Genomic DNA, 16,388 nt, shown 5'->3' with positions numbered 1-16,388 from the left:
GCTTGCTTAAAGACAGAAGCGAATGGTATAAGGGGTATAGAACATTTGGCTGCCGAGTTACAACATCAACTAGACAGAACAGGAGACTTACGAAAAATGAGCTATAAAATTGCGTTTTTTGATATTGATGGCACATTATTAGATGAAGAAAAACAAATTCCCCAAGATACGATTGATGCGATTCGTGAAATCCAGGAGCAGGGCGTCGAGGCTGTTATTGCAACGGGACGCGCTCCTTATTTTTTCAAGGATATTGCCGAGAAGCTTGCGATTAACTCCTTCGTCAGCCTGAACGGCGCTTACGTCGTGTACAATGGCGTTCCCGTATACCACAATCCCATTCCGCGCACAGATGTCAAGGCGCTTGTTGAGCATGCCGGACTTCATAACCATTCCCTCGTCTTTGAAGGCCATGACGCATTTTTCTCCAACGCTGAAGCGCATCCGCAAGTGTTTGATTCCGTGACATCACTGCGCGTAGCGCAGCCGGGCTTCGATCCAAGCTATTGGGAAAAAGCGGACATTTATCAAATTTTTCTTCACTGCGAGCCGCAGGACGAGCATCTGTATACAGACGTCATTCCAGGCTTGCGCTATATTCGCTGGCATCCATTCGCCATGGACGTGCTTACGAATGATGGCTCCAAGGCGCTTGGCATTGCCGCGCTGCTGGAGCATTTGGGACTGACGGCACAGGAAGCACTTGCCTTCGGTGACGGACTAAATGACAAGGAAATGCTCGAAACTGTCGGACTAGGCATCGCCATGGGCAACTCCCATCCGGAGCTGCTGCCCTTCGCTGATTACGTAACGACTCATGTGAGTGAAAATGGCATTCGGGGTGGCTTGCGTCACGCCGGCTTGTTGAAGTAATATCGCCAACCTGGACATTCCATTCAAAAATAAAGAGGTACAGTTAACGGCTCAAAGCGTTAGCTGTACCTCTTTTAATATATTTGGAATTAGCTGCCGTTTACGTTCAGCCAATCACTTTCCTAATGTTAGACATGCTCACGCAGGTCAGCCTGGCAAAACGTACTGGCCTTATTTCCCCTTATTGCTCTTCTACTACGGTGCTTTGAAACAAAAATTGAATGAGCCACCACAAGGACAGCAGCACAATAACTGCCGATGAGGTTAAAGAAATCCATTTGAAAAACAAATACAAAAAAGGGTTGCTGGAACGTGTTCTTCTGTGATCCCCACCGCTAAGGTTCATAATAAACTTCGCCTCCTGTATGCGTTTTTTGAAGCTCTAATCCATGCCGTATTGCCATGCTTCCTTCCTCCTTCTAATCATTAAGGCCTCTTTGTTCAAGAGGCCTTATCGATACTCTAACATATATATGACATAAGAACCACAGTTGAGCATCAATTAGTCAATAATACGTCATATTTGACATTGGGTTTCAAATTGACATTAAACTTGACAAAAGTTAGTTCATAAAATATAGTTAGTTACAAATAGTAATTAACTTAGCATAGGAGGAATTACACATGACCTACAGCATAAATGCCGATACTGTACTTGGGACAGTAAAGCTGTACATTAGCGATATGAAACGTTCGCTCCAATTTTATCAAGAGGTTGTTGGCTTGCAAGTGCTTGAGCAGCGAGACAATGCTGCGCGTCTTACGGCTGACGGCGTCAACACACTCCTTGAGCTGGAAGAGATTCCAAATGCTATCGTCTCCGAACGCAGAACGACGACTGGCCTTTACCACTACGCCCTGCTGCTGCCTAGTCGTGAAGCGCTCGGCGCAGCACTCGCCCGGCTAATCGCCTCCGGCATTCATATCGGTCAAGCCGATCACCTCGTCAGCGAAGCGCTGTATATCGCGGACCCTGACAATAATGGCATTGAAATTTATGCAGACAGACCACGCTCGGAGTGGAAAAAAGAAGAAAATGGCGATTACGTTATGGCGAGCAACCCCGTCGATTGGGACGGACTTCTTGCCGCTGCCGATCCAGCTGCTGCTAAACTACTGCCGCCCGGCACAATCATCGGGCATATTCATCTGCATATTAATGGCATTCCGGCTGCCCGCGCCTTTTACAATGGGCTGCTCGGCTTTGATATCGTAGGCGATTACACCGATTTCAAAGCGTTGTTTGTCTCAGCCGGAGGCTACCACCATCATATCGGGCTTAACATTTGGGCCGGCATTGGCGCCCCTGCACCAGCCGCCAATACTACTGGGCTGGACTACTTCACCATCGTCTATCCGAATCAAGCGGAACGGGATACAGCTATAAGCAGGCTGCGTGAGGCGGGAGCAGCAGTTGACGAGTCAGACGGCATCATTTTTGCAACCGATCCTTCCAGCATTCGGATTAAGCTTGCAGTGGCGGAATAATAGGCCAGCAAGCAGCAGCTGCAGCAAAAGCCACGCAAAACCACTGGCATGTGGTATTGCGTGGCTTTTTTGCTTTTTCTGCTAAAGCAGCTGGCTCCATTTCAATTTAAAAACCATGCTTATTCGTTGCCGCTCAAAAGTGCAGCTTCCGGCGTTACCTCATAAATCGTTATATTGCTGCCGCCTCCGCCAAAGCCGCGGAAGCTGTTGTCACTATTTCGATCCGTGAAAAATCCGTTACTACTTCCGCTAATTCCAGCGCTAGAATTACTGCTGTTGAAGACACCACTATTATCGCTAGCTGTATCGCTGTTATCCGCCGCATTCCTGCCGACATCTGTCGTCTGCCAATCGCTGGATTCAACCTGCTTGCCATGGGAAGTAATCCACTGCGTCAGCTCATTATTATTGCTGCCCCCGCGCCCGCCTTGCGAAACGAGGAAATATTTCAATTCCCCTGCGGCCACGAGCGCCTTCAGCCGGTCTACAGACAAGACGGGATCGGAGCCGGAATAACCGCCGAGTATAATGACATTTTCACCGGAATCGATAATATACGGCGCTGCGGTCGAGTAGCTGTTCGTCGCAAACAGATACTTCTCGCCTGTATTGTGCGCCTTCAAAAAAGCAAGCGCGGCTTCATTGAGCGGCTCATCGCGGGAAGAGGCATTCGTCTGATCAGGCCCTGCCTCCGGCAGCTGGCTGCTCTGCCCGTATACGATAGGCGTCGCCGCCCAGTAAGCCGGGCCAATGAACAGCACTAGCAGCCCGAGCAGCGCAATCAGGTTTATGGCCGGCTGCTGCCAAATTTTTCGTCGGCTCGCCGCATGCTTTCCGTTTTGAACGCCAGCATTCGCTGTCAAATATCCGCCCTGCTCATACGACAGCTTCCCGCTATACAGCTCGGTATTTGCGCCAGCATCCGCCCCTGCTTCATCCCCTTCTGTTGCACGACTACTTTGCCGTATTAATGACTTCGCCTGCTTCTGCTTCTGCTTCGCTATCCGCCAGCCAATGAGCAGCAAACTTGCTGCCATTCCGCCAACTAGCACGGCAAGCGACCAACCGCTGCCAATTGTCGCGTCAAATGGATGCATAATGTACCATTCGAACCCCGCTGTTGCGGCAATAGCGAGCGGCAGCAGCCAGCTGACCCAGCCCTCTTTGCTGCGATATTGTCTCCACAGCTCACTCCAGCCTGCTCCAAGCAGTGCAGCAATCGGGGGGCCCATCATAATTAAATAATATTGATGAAAAAAACCTGCGACGCTGAAAAAGGCCATAACCGGTACCAGCCACGCCAGCCAGAACAACGCTTCCTTATGCTTCATCGTCATATTCCGTCTGCGAATGCTAGCCAGCAAGCCCACGCAGCTTACAAATATAAAAGGCAAAAACCAGCTTGCTTGACCGGACAGCTCGGCTTGAAATAGACGAAGCGGCCCTGCCGTTCCTGTTCCAAACATGCCGCCTGAGCTGCCGCCGCCAAAGCCGCCGCGACCACCCATGCCGTCCATTCCGCCACCCGGACCGCCGTTAAAACCGCCAGCTCCAGTTGCTCCCCCAATCCCTCCTGAGAACCCACCAGCTCCGCCATCATTACCGCTTCTGCCACTGCCAAAATTTCCGGCACCGCCGCCATAATTGTTATTGTTATCTGCGCCCTGACCGCTTCCACCACGGCGGCTGGCACCATCGCCGCTCGCCCCCTGCCCATCCTGCTCTACAGCCGCAATGCTGCGGTTCCCGCCTGGCACATCGCCGCTGAACCAGCTATTTACAATATTCGTCTGGGCAAAAGCTGTGTTTCCAACCGCTGGAAGCTGCTGCGGCCCCATCATCGAGCCTGCACTGCCTCCGCGATTTCCAGTCAGCCTTGAAAGTCCGTTATACCCGAAAGCCAGCTCCAACACGGAGTTTGTCTGGCTGCTGCCCACATAAGGCCGATTATCTGTTGAAATAGAATCAACTGTTACGGCCCAGGACAAGGAAATGACGAGCATAATGGCGGTCGCCCCTGCCAACAGGCTGATTTTTTTAAACCATTTGCCCTTCCACGCCATTAAAGCAAATAAATAAAACGCCGGAAGCACCATGTAGGCTTCCATCATTTTCATATTAAATCCAACACCTATGACGGCAAAAGCGCCTATTAGCCAAAGCGCCTTGCCCTGCTTCGTTCCCCGGAATAACAGCCACACGGCAAGCAGCAGCGTAAAAACGAGCATGCTATCGATATTATTCGTCCGGCTCACGGCAACCGCAACCGGCATCGTTGCCATCGCTGCTGCTCCGATTCGTGCTGCCGTAAGGCCAAAGGACGGTTTGAGCAGCACATACAGCAAAATCGTCGAGCCAATACCTGCTAATGCTTGGGGCAAAATCACGCTCCAGCCATGCAGGCCCAGCACATAGGCAAAAGCCGTCTGCACCCAGAACGTGACTGGCGGCTTATCAACGGTTACAAAGCCTCCAGAATCTACGGTTGCAAAGAAAAAATTGTGGAAGCTTTGCAGCATGCTTGCGACCGTAGTCGTGTAATACGTATTGACATGGTCATCTGTCCAGATTAAAAATCCATTCAAAAATGCCGATACGAGGATACATACCATTAATATGGCATCCACGCGCTGTTTTTTGATTACTGCCATGGCTCAGCCGCCCTTTCGCTTCCGTCTCTTGCTTCACTATGAGAGATTGTGCGCCTTTTCCCTGAAAATCGAATGAAGCAAAGCTGAAAATGAGCTTAAAAAGCAGAAACGATATAAATGGAGCCATAAAAGTAAGGCTGAGGGCCTGCGAAAAAAGGTTACAATCGTTGGGATCTGAGTGGAATGCCAACATTCAAACAAAGAAGACTCAAGAACCACCGTCAGTGGAGCTTGAGTCTTCTTTATCTAAAGATAGATATTTATCTAAATTAAATCCGATTTGCTCAACAGCTTCTGAACGAGAACAGCCACTTCCGCTCGGGTAATAAATGCGTCTGGAGCGAGTTCATTTCCGTTTCGTCCTGTTACTAATCCATAGCTCAAGCTGTCGATAATGCCTTCCTTAGCCCAGCTCGATACCGCACCTTTGTCGGTGAAAGCGTCCAGCGCCTGCCCTGCTGCTGGCGATGTTTTCTCCTTCAATTTCGTCAGCAGCATTGCTCGGGCTAGGAGGGTCATCGCTTGCTCGCGCGTCATTTTATCGTTCGGACGCATCGTCCCATCCCCGAAGCCACTGATTAAGCGATAGTGGGACGCTGTGCCCAAATCTCCAGCGAACCAGCTGTTTGGAGCAACATCGACGAAGCTCGTCCCCTGCACTTTGGGCTGCAAGCCCAGAGCACGGATCAGAATCGCCGCGAACTCCGCTCGGGTTACCTCTTGATTGGGATTAAACATGCCGTTCGCGTCCCCTTTAACGATCAGGCGCGAGCCCAAATCGTTAACCGCTTGTTTTGCCCAGTGTCCCTCTGCATCCTTGAACGCCAGCGGGTGCCAGATTAAGGAATAGACACTGTTCGTCAGGCTGCTCACCTTAGCATAAGAAACTCCATCGCGTACTACTATTTTCGTTGGGACATGGCGCAGCGTCCCGTCCGCTTCGATTACAACCCCCGTCGTCATTTTGCTCGCATCAACACCTGCAGGAATTGCAATACTGCGTTCTACGTAAGCATCGAACTCACTTACATTGATGCTCTCGTTCAAATATATGGCTCTCACGCTAAAGTCCAGCTGTGGAACGACAAAGGCTATCTTGCCTCCAGCAGACTCATCGTGAGTCCACTTAAGCGGTTCTTTGGGCACAGCAATTTCGATCTGAAAGCGAATATTCTCCAAGGCAATCGACTTGCCAAATTGATCTGCAATGGCCCCGATATCGATTTGCAGCGCCGGCAAACGATAAATCGCTTTATCCGTTTGCAGCTCCAGCACCGCCTGCCTGGATTCCAATTCATGAATAATTTGCCCATTAAGCTCGGCGATAATCACATCGGAATTGGCTTTCGACTGTATCGTTACTACCGCCGAATGAGCCTCTGCTGCAAGCAGGCTTTCCAGCTTTTTCTGATCAACGGTAATCGTTGTTACTGTCTGGGAATCAACCTTCGTCACTTTCGCCGATCCCAAGTTCTGCGATTTGCCATTAATAAGAACGAAACTGCCAGATGGGCCGGCTTCCGGCGCCGTTGAAGGTGCCGGCTGAGACGGCGAGCTTCCTCCACCGTTGTTAATGGGAGCGCTTTGCGGTATTACAGCAACTGACGCAGTAGAAGCCGCGCTATTGCCCACTTCATTAATCGCGATTACGGTAAAGGTGTACGCTGTGTCATTTGTTAAGCCGGTAACCTTGATGGGGCTGCCCGTACCGTTTGCTGTCACACCACCTGGATTAGACGTTACCGTGTAGCCCGTAATAGCGCTGCCTCCATCGCTGGAAGGCGCAATGAAGCTTACCGTCGCTTCTCCGTTTCCTGCCGTTGCTGTTACGCCGGTCGGTTCATCCGGATATGTCATTGGCGTAACGGCATTCGTTGCCACCGACGAAGGGGAATCACCGCTTCTATTCGATGCAATAACGGTAAACGTGTAGGATTGGCCATTCGTCAAACCGGTCATTTTGATTGGACTACCCGAGCCTATCGCTGTCAGCCCGCCTGGATTAGCAGTTACCGTATAACCGGTAATCACGCTGCCCCCATCGGTGGATGGCACAGCGAAGCTAATCGTCGCTTCTCCATTGCCTGCCGTAGCCGCCGCGTTAATAGGAGCGCTCGGAGCAGCATAAACCCATTTTTGAATCCGATTATTGCCGAAATCAGCTACATATATTTTTTCACTTCGGTCAATCGCCACACCGGTCGGGCTGCTAAATTCGCCAAGGCTGCTGCCTTCCGCGCCTCCGCTCTTTGACCATTCGCTCCACACACCATTCGTTATATCCAGCTTCTGAATGCGATGATTGCCCAAGTCTGCAACGTAGATATCGCCATTTGCGTCTACCGTCAATCCATGCGGCTCGTAAAACTCTCCCAAGCCGCTGCCTTCACCGTTTCCAACCTCCTCCCATTCGCCTTTGGAGATGTCCAGCTTCTGGATGCGGTGGTTGTCCGTATCGGAAACGTAAATATTTTTGTTTCTGTCTACCGCAACACCAAAAGGATAATTAAACTCGCCTATTGCGCTTCTACCGATTCCCCCGCCTACGGTTCTCCATGTTCCGGTAGAGGCCTCCAGCTTCTGAATGCGGAAGTTATTCGTATCGGCAACATAGACATTACCGTCGTTGTCTACTGCAACGCTGCCCGGGTATTCAAATTCCCCAGGACCGCTCCCCTGGCCTCCGCCTGCTTTTCCCCACTGGCTCCACATTCCTGTCCCTACGTCCAGCCTCTGAATCCGGTGATTGTAACGGTCAGCTGCATAGACGTTTCCATTGCTATCGACAGCTACGCCAGTCGGATTCTCAAATTCGCCCAGCCCAATACCCGAGCCACCGCCTATTTTCCCCCACGCGCTCCATGTCCCCGTAAGCGCATCCTGTTTCTGAATGCGATGGTTGTTGTAGTCTGCCGCGTATACATTGCCTTCATCATCTGTCGCGACTCCCGTTACACCAGCAAATTCGCCAAGGCCATCGCCTGCGACCGCCCCCACATAACCCCAGTTGCTCCAATTGCCTGCCGTCCCATCCAGCTTCTGAATCCGGTGATTTTCGCTATCGGCTGCATAAACCTCGCCACTTTCGTTTACCGCTACGCCGTATGGATTCCTAAACTCGCCTAATTCGCTTCCAGGGCCACCGCCGCTCTTCTTCCACTCGCTCCACGAATTTGTAGAAACATCCAGCATCTGAATCCGGTGATTTCCCGTATCAGCTACGTAAATATTCCCGCTAGTATCCAGTGTGACATCGGATAGATTTTTAAACTGACCAACACCGCTTCCTAGCGTCCCGCCGACCAGCTTCCACTCGCCTGTTGGAACAGTCGAGAAATCCAGCTTCTGAATGCGGTTGTTCCGAGAGTCAGCTACATACACATTACCGCCCCCGTCTACCGTAACTCCTCTTGGAAAATTAAACTGGCCCAGATTAGTTCCCGAACCGCCGCCGCTCTTCTTCCATTCGCTCCACGTATTCGTCGAAACATCCAGCTTCTGAATGCGATGATTGTCAGTATCCGCTACATAGACGTTTCCATTGGGGTCAACGTCCACGCCTCTAGGCGATTTAAATTCCCCCAGGCCGCTTCCCGAGCTTCCATCAGCCTTCGACCATGAGCTCCACGTATTCGTCGATGCATCCAATTTCTGAATGCGGTGGTTATTAGTATCCGCTACATAAACATTGCCGCTGCCATCTACTGCAACGCCTGACGGGGTATTGAACTCCCCGAATCCACTTCCCGCCCCGCCGCCGATCTTCTTCCACTCGCTCCATTCTCCCGTAGACACATTCAGCCTCTGGATGCGATGGTTGTTCGAATCGGCAACGTATACGCTATTACTGCCATATACCGAAACGCTAACGGGCAGATTAAAAGAACCTAGCTTGTCATTCATCGTTATACCAAGCTTCGCATACTGACTCCAATTTTCGGCTTGCGCTGAAACTCCCGATACAGGAAGCACAACCATTGAGATGATTATGCTCCATATCCATAATTTTCTTGAAAAATGCTTGACGTATCCCCTATTCATCACTATTGACCGCCTCCTTCGACTCTAATCGACTACATTCTACAAAAAACCACTTAACAAACACATAAAAGACCGCCCTGACCGCAGGGCTATCCTAGGTTTGAACAAGAATTGCAAACATGGTAGACTTTCTCATGAGATCGTCCGTATTAAGTAGCAATCGTTTGTAAAACTGGAGATGATAAAATGTCGGTAAAAGGAATTAAGCTGCTGCTTGTTGATGACGAGCCCCATATCGTGCAGTTTTTGGAGCTTGGCCTGTTGAATGAAGGCGCGGATGTTCGGACAGCCAGCAATGGCGAGGAAGCGATTATGGTCGCTAGCGACTTTAGGCCCCATGTTGTCATTTTGGATGTGATGATGCCGGGCATGAACGGCTTTGAAGTTTGCCAGGCGCTTAAAGCAACGGGCGATAATATCGCCATTATTATGCTGACTGCCAAAGATGAAACGCAGGATCGCGTGAAAGGGCTGCGCATTGGTGCTGACGATTATGTCATTAAGCCGTTCAGCTTTGAGGAATTGCTTGCCCGCATTCAAGCGAGGCTTCGCAATCAGTTTCCGAATTTGCTCGGGGAAGTCGTATACGGACCGTTCCGCATCGACGATTTGCGCAAAGAGCTGTCGTACATGGATCAAGTGCTGGAGCTGTCGCCTACCGAATATGAGCTGCTGAAATTTATTGTAATGAACAACGGCATTGTGCTGAGCAAGGCGCTTATTTTGGACAAAGTATGGGGCTATCATTTTGGCGGCGAGGAAAATATCGTTGAGGTGTACATTCGTTCGCTGCGCGAAAAGCTGCAGGACAAGGAGCACCGGCTTATTCGCACGCTGCGCGGCTCTGGCTACCGTATGGATTTGCCATGACGGACCGCAAAGCTCCGCTGCTGCTTCGCCTCCTAAAACCCGAATCGCTGCGCTATCAGCTGCTTAGCCGTTCGCTGTTCGTACTGGCAGGGCTGCTTCTGTTAATTGGAACGCTGCAATACGTATTGATGAAGGACTTTATATATAATAATCGAGCCGAGGCTTTGGAAGCGCAAATTCAGGCGATGCCTCCCCAGTGGCATTCGGACGGCAAACCCGCTTACCCGAGAAAATCGCCTATTAACGGTGGGATGGCACCGGATGATTCCACATCTTCACCGCCGCCTTCGCAGGAAGGGCCAAGCAATATGCCTACGATTACTCAACCAGGCCTATCTCTTGCCTATGTGAGCAGCACAGGAGAACGAACGGTATTAACAACTAGCGGTGAAACGTGGACACCAGAGCTAAGCAAATCGGAATACATGAAAATTTTTGAGGATTTGAAAAAGCATCGCGACGGCGGTTACCAGCTGCTAAGCAACAGCGAAGGCGCCCAGCAGCTTGTCGTCTTTCGGCTGGCCGGACCGCCGAATTCGCCAGATGGACTCATTCAAGCAGGCAACGACACCGATTTGCTGCAAACGGTGCTCGCTTCTCAGCTCGCGATTTTCGCTGGGCTCTCTATCGTAGCCTTGGCCGGTGGCTTATCGCTTTATTTGCCACTGCTGCGCAAGACGCTCGCGCCGCTGTCGCGCATCGTGAAGGCAGCACAACGCACCGATGCCATTAATCTCACCGAGCGATTGCCTATATCGCAAGGACAGCAGGAAATCGATCTGCTTTCCGAAGCGTTCAACGGCATGCTCGGCCGGCTGGAAAGCTCCTTCGAGACGGAGCGGCAGACGACGGAGCGAATGCGGCGCTTTGTTGCTGACGCTTCGCATGAGCTGCGGACGCCGCTCACTTCCATCCATGGGTTTCTGGAGGTGCTGCTGCGCGGAGCCGCTTCAAATCCGGAGCAGCTGCACCGTGCCTTAACGAGCATGAAGCTTGAATCGACGCGCATCAACAAGCTGGTAGAAGATTTGCTGCTGCTAGCCAAGCTTGATCAGACGCCAGAGCTCGTTAAGGTCGATACGAATCTTGGCAATCTCATTCATGAGCTGGAGCCGCAGCTGCATATTTTGGGCGGCCAGCGTGAGGTGCGCATTGACGCTGCTGTGAGCATACGCGGGTGCTACAATCCCGATCAGCTCAAGCAGGTGGTGCTCAATTTATTTTTAAATGCGGTTCAGCATACCGACGCCAATCAAGGCAAAATATCGCTTAAGCTCGCAAAAGCCGGAGCCTATGCCGCCATCTCCATTACCGATAACGGAGCGGGCATTAAGCCGGAGCATCTCCCCCATTTGTTCGAGCGTTTTTATCGCAGTGAATTTTCCCGCACCCGCCTAAGCGGCGGAGCAGGCCTCGGGCTTTCAATTACGCAGTCCATCGTTGAGGCGCATGGCGGAACAATTGAGGCGGCCAGCACCGTCGGCGAAGGCAGTACATTTACCGTCAAGCTGCCGTTAGCGGATGTATAAGCAAACAGGGTGCCCCACAATGCCATAATCTGGCCACGGGGACACCCTGTTTTATTTTTCACTTTGCAGCACGAACGCATCCAGCTTGTTGCCATCGACATCATAAGCCTCATATGTCAGCTTATCTCCTTCGATCGTAATGCCGGCAAACATTTGCTTATTATTTTGAAAATGAACCTTATGATAAAATTGATCCTCTTTCATCTCATTAAACTTCTGCCCCGCTGCGTTAGTGACGACGTAGACGGTACCGCTTGACGTGCGGATGACACCTTCTCCATCGCCTGTCACCTTGCCATCCTTCAGCGGATACGATCTTGCATATTCATGGTTATGTCCCTGAAGCACGAGATCTACCCCATATTTGTCAAACAGCTTAACCCAATCATCGATTTTCTCGTATTGATTACCGGCATAGGGGCCACGATGAACCGATACGATAATCCAGCGTTTGTCTGTAGCTGCCAAATCCTTCTCCAGCCACTTCGTCTGCTCCTTTTTGTTCGACTCCGTGTTCAGCATAATGAAGTGCGCCGAGCCGTAGTCGTACGAATACGTTGTACCTTCAATCGAGCCGTCCGCCCCGCTCACTGGCAAATTGAAATGCGCGACGAAATCGTCTGCGTTATTATCGACCTCGTCATGATTGCCTGTCACAGGCATAAGCGGAAAACGCGTAACCCACTGCTGCGCCTTGCCAAAAAAGTGTTGCCAAGCGATTTCATCATCCGGATTTTCCGTCAAATCGCCGTTATGGACAATGAACTGCGCGCCAGGAAATGTGCTAAACGCCTGATCCAGCGTATTTCCCCACAGCTCAAAATCCTGCTCCGTCACCCCTTGAGAATCGGTCACATTTATAAAAGTAAATGAATCCGCATCCTGCGCCTGCGTCATAAAATGAAATGCTTCGCTCCAGCCGCTATCACTCCCGTCGCCCACGCGGTACGTATAGGCTGTACCCGGCGACAGCCCTGAAAGCTCCAGCTTATGCACCCCTCTTACTGCGCCATTGCCTGTATCCAGCGTAGATGTCTTCCCCTCAAGACGACTGACCTGCGCACCCTCGCCCTCGCCTGACAATTTGGCAGCATCCATTCCTTCAATCCATTCAATCACTGTTCCCGCTTGCGGATTATCCGTAAACCAGGTGAATGCACGGCTCGTTGCCGCATCCTCCTTAAAGGTTGTAACGATAGCATAAGGCTTTCCAGCCGCCTTCTCTGTTGTCCCATCCGATTTCAGCCATTCTATTCCTGCAACGACAAGCAATAGTACAAGGCAAAGGGCCAAAATCCATATCCATTCTTTTTTCATCTTAATCTCCTTTCCCGTGAAGTTCATACCTGTGCTGCCTTTTACGATAACGCTCCCGCCCAAAGCAAGTCAAACTTTTCACCCGGCATTCAGCAATCTTTCAGCGGGCACTCATTTTCACATCAGCATCTGAATTTACAATAGCTTTACAAACAGCTTAGCGAAGACATCATAACAGCTAAACGATTGATAGAGAGAAGGAGGGAGTCATTTGCAGCAAAATTTGAAGTTCCGGCATGAGCTGAAATTTATTATCAACCAGCATCAATATTTCATCATCCGGCAGCGGCTAAAAAATATGATGCAGCAGGACGCCAATGTCGGCGATACGGGCGAATACCACATTCGAAGCTTGTACTTCGACGATGTGAACAATAAAGCGCTGCATGAGAAGCTGGGCGGCGTACGCGACCGAAGCAAATACCGGATTCGCATTTATAATACGCAGGACAAGGTCATCCATTTTGAGAAAAAAATCAAATTCAAGGATTACATTGCCAAAGTCAAGGAGCCGCTTACGCGGGCCATGTACGACCAGATGATGGCTGGCGACTATGAAGTGTTCAATCGGCCCGATAAGCCGCTGCTTATGGAAATTTACAAGGAGATGAAGTACCGGCTGCTTCGCCCGAAGGTAATCGTCGATTATGTGCGCGAGCCTTATGTTTATGAAAATGGCAATGTGCGGATTACGTTCGACAAGGATTTGCGAACGGGACTGCATGCGCTGGACATTTTTGACCCGAATCTCGATCCCGTCATTGCTCTGGAAGATAACCGGATGATACTCGAAGTGAAATTCGACGAATACATGCCGGCTTATATTCAAACTGCGCTCCAGCTTGAAGGGCTGCACCGCACCTCGGCATCCAAATATGTGATCTGCCGCAAATATCTGAAATTCAACACTTGGGAGGATTTTTAAACGATGGAGACGACGACTACGGCAGCTGCCGCAACAACTACAACGACGGAAACGTCCACTTCTTTTGCCGATATTATTAAAAACTCGGTGACAAGCAACTTTACTTCCGATATTAGCATTTCCAAAATACTCATTACGCTGGGCGTAGCTTTTCTGATTGGTTTCTTCATCTATACGCTGTACAAACGGATTTTCAGCGGTGTGCTTTATTCCAAAAGCTTCAACGTCTCGCTCATCGGCATGACGATGGTTACGGCTATGGTCATTATCGCGATTAACTCTAATCTGGTGCTCTCGCTCGGCATGGTCGGCGCATTGTCCATCGTCCGCTTTAGAACGCCAATTAAAGATCCGACCGACCTGATCTTCCTGTTCTGGGCAGCTGTTGCCGGTATCGTATCGGGTGCGGGCTTCTATACGCTTGCTGTTATTGGCTCAGTCGTGGTCGGCCTTATTCTCTTCTTCTTCGTCAAGGGCGGCTCGGTTGAGCAGCCTTACCTGCTTGTCGTCAACTGCGACAATGAAACGACCGAGAAAGAAATTCACGGCCGTCTGAACAAGCTCGTTAAACGTTACAATGTGAAGCAAAAAACCGTTACGCGCGGCAATGTGGAAATGACGATTGAAATTCGGCTTCGTGATCAGGAAGGCGCGTTTGTTAACCAGCTTTCCGAGCTAACAGGCGTCAAAAATGCCGTTTTGATCAGCTACAGCGGGGATTATGTATCATAATTACGAGGAGGTTTCCGGCATGAAAGCAAAAGCTTCAACCTTGCTTCTAAGCCTGTGCTCCCTCCTTCTGCTTCTCACCATTACAGCCTGTACCAATGGTACAGGCTCTACTCCAACGGCAACGGAAACAAACGTTGTCTCAGGCGGGGAGCAGACGCTGGATGAGACGGTTTTTCCCAAGGACAAGGTTATCGATGTAAAAATTACAGTGGACAAAGATGACTTTCAAAATATGCTGGACAACGCCAGCGCAGAGGAATTTAAGGAAGCGACGGTCGATTACAACGGCCAAGTTTTCAAAAATGTCGGCATTCGCACGAAGGGCAATCTCAGCTTGAGCAGCGTCGTCAATATGACCGATTCGGACCGCTACAGCTTCAAGCTGTCTTTCGACGAGTATGTCAATCAGACGATTGATGGCATTAGCAAAATCAATCTCAACAATAATTTCAGCGATGCTTCCTATATGCGCGAGTTTCTTTCCTATGAGCTTGCCGAAGCAATGGGCTTGCCAACCCCTAAATATTCCTATGTGAATGTATATGTAAATGGCGAGCTTTGGGGTTTCTATTTAGCGATCGAGCAAATTGGCGATGCCTATTTGGAACGCAACTTCGGCAACAGCTACGGTGCGCTTTACAAAGCAAACGGCGGCAATGGCAGCGAGCTGAACTGGCTGGAGACGATGAAATCGTACACGGGGCTTGATCTCAAGTCCGCTTCGTCCAATGACGATATTTTGCTGAAAATGCTCGATGAATTAAATAATGGTACGGACTATGACAGCGTTCTTGACGTACAGGAAGCGCTGAAATTTATTGCCTTAAACGCAGTTGCGGGCAATATGGACAGCTATTTGTCGGAGAAAAAACATAACTACTATTTATATGAGGATGATGGCCTGTTCTCGATTTTGCCATGGGATTACAATATGTCCTTCGGCGGCTTTGGCGGCACGGGCGTGCTCATTGATGAACCGACTTCCGGCACACTGGCCGATCGGCCTCTCATCGCTAAATTGCTGGCAGTCGATGAATACAAAGAGCAGTACCATGCGATTATCAAACAAATGATTGAAGGATATTTGGCAGATGATACTCTCGCGGCCAGAGTAAAAGAAATATCCGAGATGATTTCTCCTTATGTAAAAGCAGACCCTTCTTCCTTCTATTCCTATGAAGAGTATGAGCAAGGCATTACGACGGTGCTCTTCTTTGCAAGCTCGCAAGTAGAAAGCGTCACCCAGCAGCTTGACGGCACAATTCCTTCCTCGGGCGACGGTTCTGGCAGCGGCAGCAGCGGCTTTGGCGGTGGTGGTGGCGGAATGGGCGGCGGGGGCGGTTTCCCTGGTGGCGGCAATGTTCCAACTGACGGTGCTAATGCAGAAGGCGGCAATCCTCCAACTGACGGTGCTAATGCAGCGGGCGGCAACCCTCCAGCTGACGGTGCCAATGCAGCGGGCGGCAACCCTCCAACTGACGGTGCCAATGTAGCGGGCAACAATCCTCCAGCTGACGGTGCCAACGGTGCGCAGCAAGGCGGTCAAGGCTTCGGTGGTGGCGGCTTTGGCGGCGGAGGTCCAGTTGGACAAGGCGGTATGGGCGGACAAGGCGGCATGATGGCGCCGCCCAATGGCATGGGAGGCGGCGGTCCCGGCGGACAAAACACGCAGCCGCAGGGCAGCGCTTCGGAAGCTATTACTGCAGGCATCGCCTTAATTATTTTAATCTTGTCGAGTGTGTTCGTTATTTTCTACAACCGCAGAAGGCTGTAAGCAAACTTGTGAAACGGAGCGTAAAAAAATCGCAGAATAAGCGATTTTTTTACGCTTTTTCTTTTGTTAAGGCTGCTCTTCCCTGCTATAAAGTGTATTCGATTTCCTTTTTTCAAGTAGATATGTACGAAAATAATATCCCCAAAAGCATTAAAAAAACAATGCCAACAATCAAAAACAATATAATT

The 16,388-nt window shown here is 50.4% G+C and carries 11 protein-coding genes; 7 read left to right on the top strand and 4 right to left on the bottom strand.

What is annotated here, in order from left to right; translation table 11 throughout:
• The first annotated feature begins 96 nt into the window (after nt 1–96).
• Nucleotides 97–873 carry a Cof-type HAD-IIB family hydrolase gene (locus BBD42_RS20125; protein ID WP_056029643.1) on the top strand — a complete coding sequence of 259 codons (777 nt, stop codon included), beginning with the start codon at nt 97–99 and terminating at the stop codon, nt 871–873.
• A gap of 181 nt (nt 874–1,054) precedes the next feature.
• On the opposite strand, the gene BBD42_RS31835 is transcribed toward BBD42_RS20125, so the two are convergent.
• Nucleotides 1,055–1,219: a hypothetical protein gene (locus BBD42_RS31835; protein WP_172455568.1), complete on the bottom strand. Its 165-nt coding sequence runs from the start codon at nt 1,217–1,219 to the stop codon at nt 1,055–1,057.
• Nucleotides 1,220–1,497: 278 nt separating this feature from the next.
• Here BBD42_RS31835 and BBD42_RS20120 point away from each other — a divergent pair, with 278 nt between their 5' ends.
• Nucleotides 1,498–2,361 carry a VOC family protein gene (locus tag BBD42_RS20120; protein WP_099519625.1) on the top strand — a complete coding sequence of 288 codons (864 nt, stop codon included), beginning with the start codon at nt 1,498–1,500 and terminating at the stop codon, nt 2,359–2,361.
• 119 nt (nt 2,362–2,480) lie between these two features.
• Here BBD42_RS20120 and BBD42_RS20115 read toward each other — a convergent pair whose 3' ends face one another.
• Nucleotides 2,481–5,012, bottom strand: a complete 2,532-nt coding sequence (locus BBD42_RS20115) for an ArnT family glycosyltransferase (RefSeq protein ID WP_099519624.1) — start codon at nt 5,010–5,012, stop codon at nt 2,481–2,483.
• A gap of 264 nt (nt 5,013–5,276) precedes the next feature.
• On the bottom strand, nt 5,277–9,053 hold the full coding sequence (locus tag BBD42_RS20110) for an S-layer homology domain-containing protein (protein ID WP_099519623.1): 3,777 nt from the start codon (nt 9,051–9,053) through the stop codon (nt 5,277–5,279).
• Between the two features lie 186 nt (nt 9,054–9,239).
• On the opposite strand from BBD42_RS20110, the gene BBD42_RS20105 reads away from it, so the two are divergent.
• Both BBD42_RS20105 and BBD42_RS20100 read left to right on the top strand, forming a co-directional pair.
• Nucleotides 9,240–9,923 carry a response regulator transcription factor gene (locus tag BBD42_RS20105; RefSeq protein WP_056029652.1) on the top strand — a complete coding sequence of 228 codons (684 nt, stop codon included), beginning with the start codon at nt 9,240–9,242 and terminating at the stop codon, nt 9,921–9,923.
• A complete protein-coding gene (locus BBD42_RS20100) occupies nt 9,920–11,452 on the top strand; it encodes a sensor histidine kinase (RefSeq protein WP_099519622.1) in 1,533 nt (510 codons plus the stop codon). Before BBD42_RS20105 ends, BBD42_RS20100 begins: the two co-directional genes overlap by 4 nt.
• Nucleotides 11,453–11,503: 51 nt before the next feature.
• On the opposite strand, the gene BBD42_RS20095 is transcribed toward BBD42_RS20100, so the two are convergent.
• The gene (locus tag BBD42_RS20095; protein WP_237163164.1) at nt 11,504–12,769 is read right to left on the bottom strand and encodes a purple acid phosphatase family protein; all 1,266 of its coding nucleotides are present in this window, start codon (nt 12,767–12,769) and stop codon (nt 11,504–11,506) included.
• 211 nt (nt 12,770–12,980) lie between these two features.
• Between BBD42_RS20095 and BBD42_RS20090 the strand changes: the two genes are divergently transcribed.
• The 3 genes from BBD42_RS20090 to BBD42_RS20080 are packed head-to-tail and all read left to right on the top strand — an operon-like array spanning nt 12,981 to nt 16,200.
• The gene (locus BBD42_RS20090; protein ID WP_099519620.1) at nt 12,981–13,694 is read left to right on the top strand and encodes a polyphosphate polymerase domain-containing protein; all 714 of its coding nucleotides are present in this window, start codon (nt 12,981–12,983) and stop codon (nt 13,692–13,694) included.
• Between the two features lie 3 nt (nt 13,695–13,697).
• Entirely contained in the window at nt 13,698–14,426 is a 729-nt protein-coding gene (locus BBD42_RS20085; RefSeq protein WP_099519619.1) for a DUF4956 domain-containing protein, read from the top strand.
• Between the two features lie 19 nt (nt 14,427–14,445).
• Nucleotides 14,446–16,200 (top strand): CotH kinase family protein, encoded by a 1,755-nt coding sequence (locus BBD42_RS20080; protein ID WP_099519618.1) that lies wholly within the window; start codon nt 14,446–14,448, stop codon nt 16,198–16,200.
• The last annotated feature ends 188 nt before the right edge of the window (nt 16,201–16,388 follow it).

Source organism: Paenibacillus sp. BIHB 4019, from assembly GCF_002741035.1.
Taxonomy (GTDB): Bacteria; Bacillota; Bacilli; order Paenibacillales; family Paenibacillaceae; genus Pristimantibacillus.
The sequence above is the reverse complement of the archived record's forward strand: the minus strand, read 5'-3'. Positions and strand labels throughout refer to the sequence as shown.

Bases quoted from the DNA above. Each gene is read 5' to 3' on its own strand.
- BBD42_RS20105 (WP_056029652.1), top strand. From the start codon at position 9,240: ATGTCGGTAAAAGGAATTAAGCTGCTGCTTGTTGATGACGAGCCCCAT.
- BBD42_RS31835 (WP_172455568.1), bottom strand. From the start codon at position 1,219: ATGAACCTTAGCGGTGGGGATCACAGAAGAACACGTTCCAGCAACCCT.
- BBD42_RS20115 (WP_099519624.1), bottom strand. From the start codon at position 5,012: ATGGCAGTAATCAAAAAACAGCGCGTGGATGCCATATTAATGGTATGT.
- BBD42_RS20080 (WP_099519618.1), top strand. From the start codon at position 14,446: ATGAAAGCAAAAGCTTCAACCTTGCTTCTAAGCCTGTGCTCCCTCCTT.
- BBD42_RS20110 (WP_099519623.1), bottom strand. From the start codon at position 9,053: ATGAATAGGGGATACGTCAAGCATTTTTCAAGAAAATTATGGATATGG.
- BBD42_RS20125 (WP_056029643.1), top strand. From the start codon at position 97: ATGAGCTATAAAATTGCGTTTTTTGATATTGATGGCACATTATTAGAT.
- BBD42_RS20120 (WP_099519625.1), top strand. From the start codon at position 1,498: ATGACCTACAGCATAAATGCCGATACTGTACTTGGGACAGTAAAGCTG.
- BBD42_RS20100 (WP_099519622.1), top strand. From the start codon at position 9,920: ATGACGGACCGCAAAGCTCCGCTGCTGCTTCGCCTCCTAAAACCCGAA.
- BBD42_RS20085 (WP_099519619.1), top strand. From the start codon at position 13,698: ATGGAGACGACGACTACGGCAGCTGCCGCAACAACTACAACGACGGAA.
- BBD42_RS20095 (WP_237163164.1), bottom strand. From the start codon at position 12,769: ATGAAAAAAGAATGGATATGGATTTTGGCCCTTTGCCTTGTACTATTG.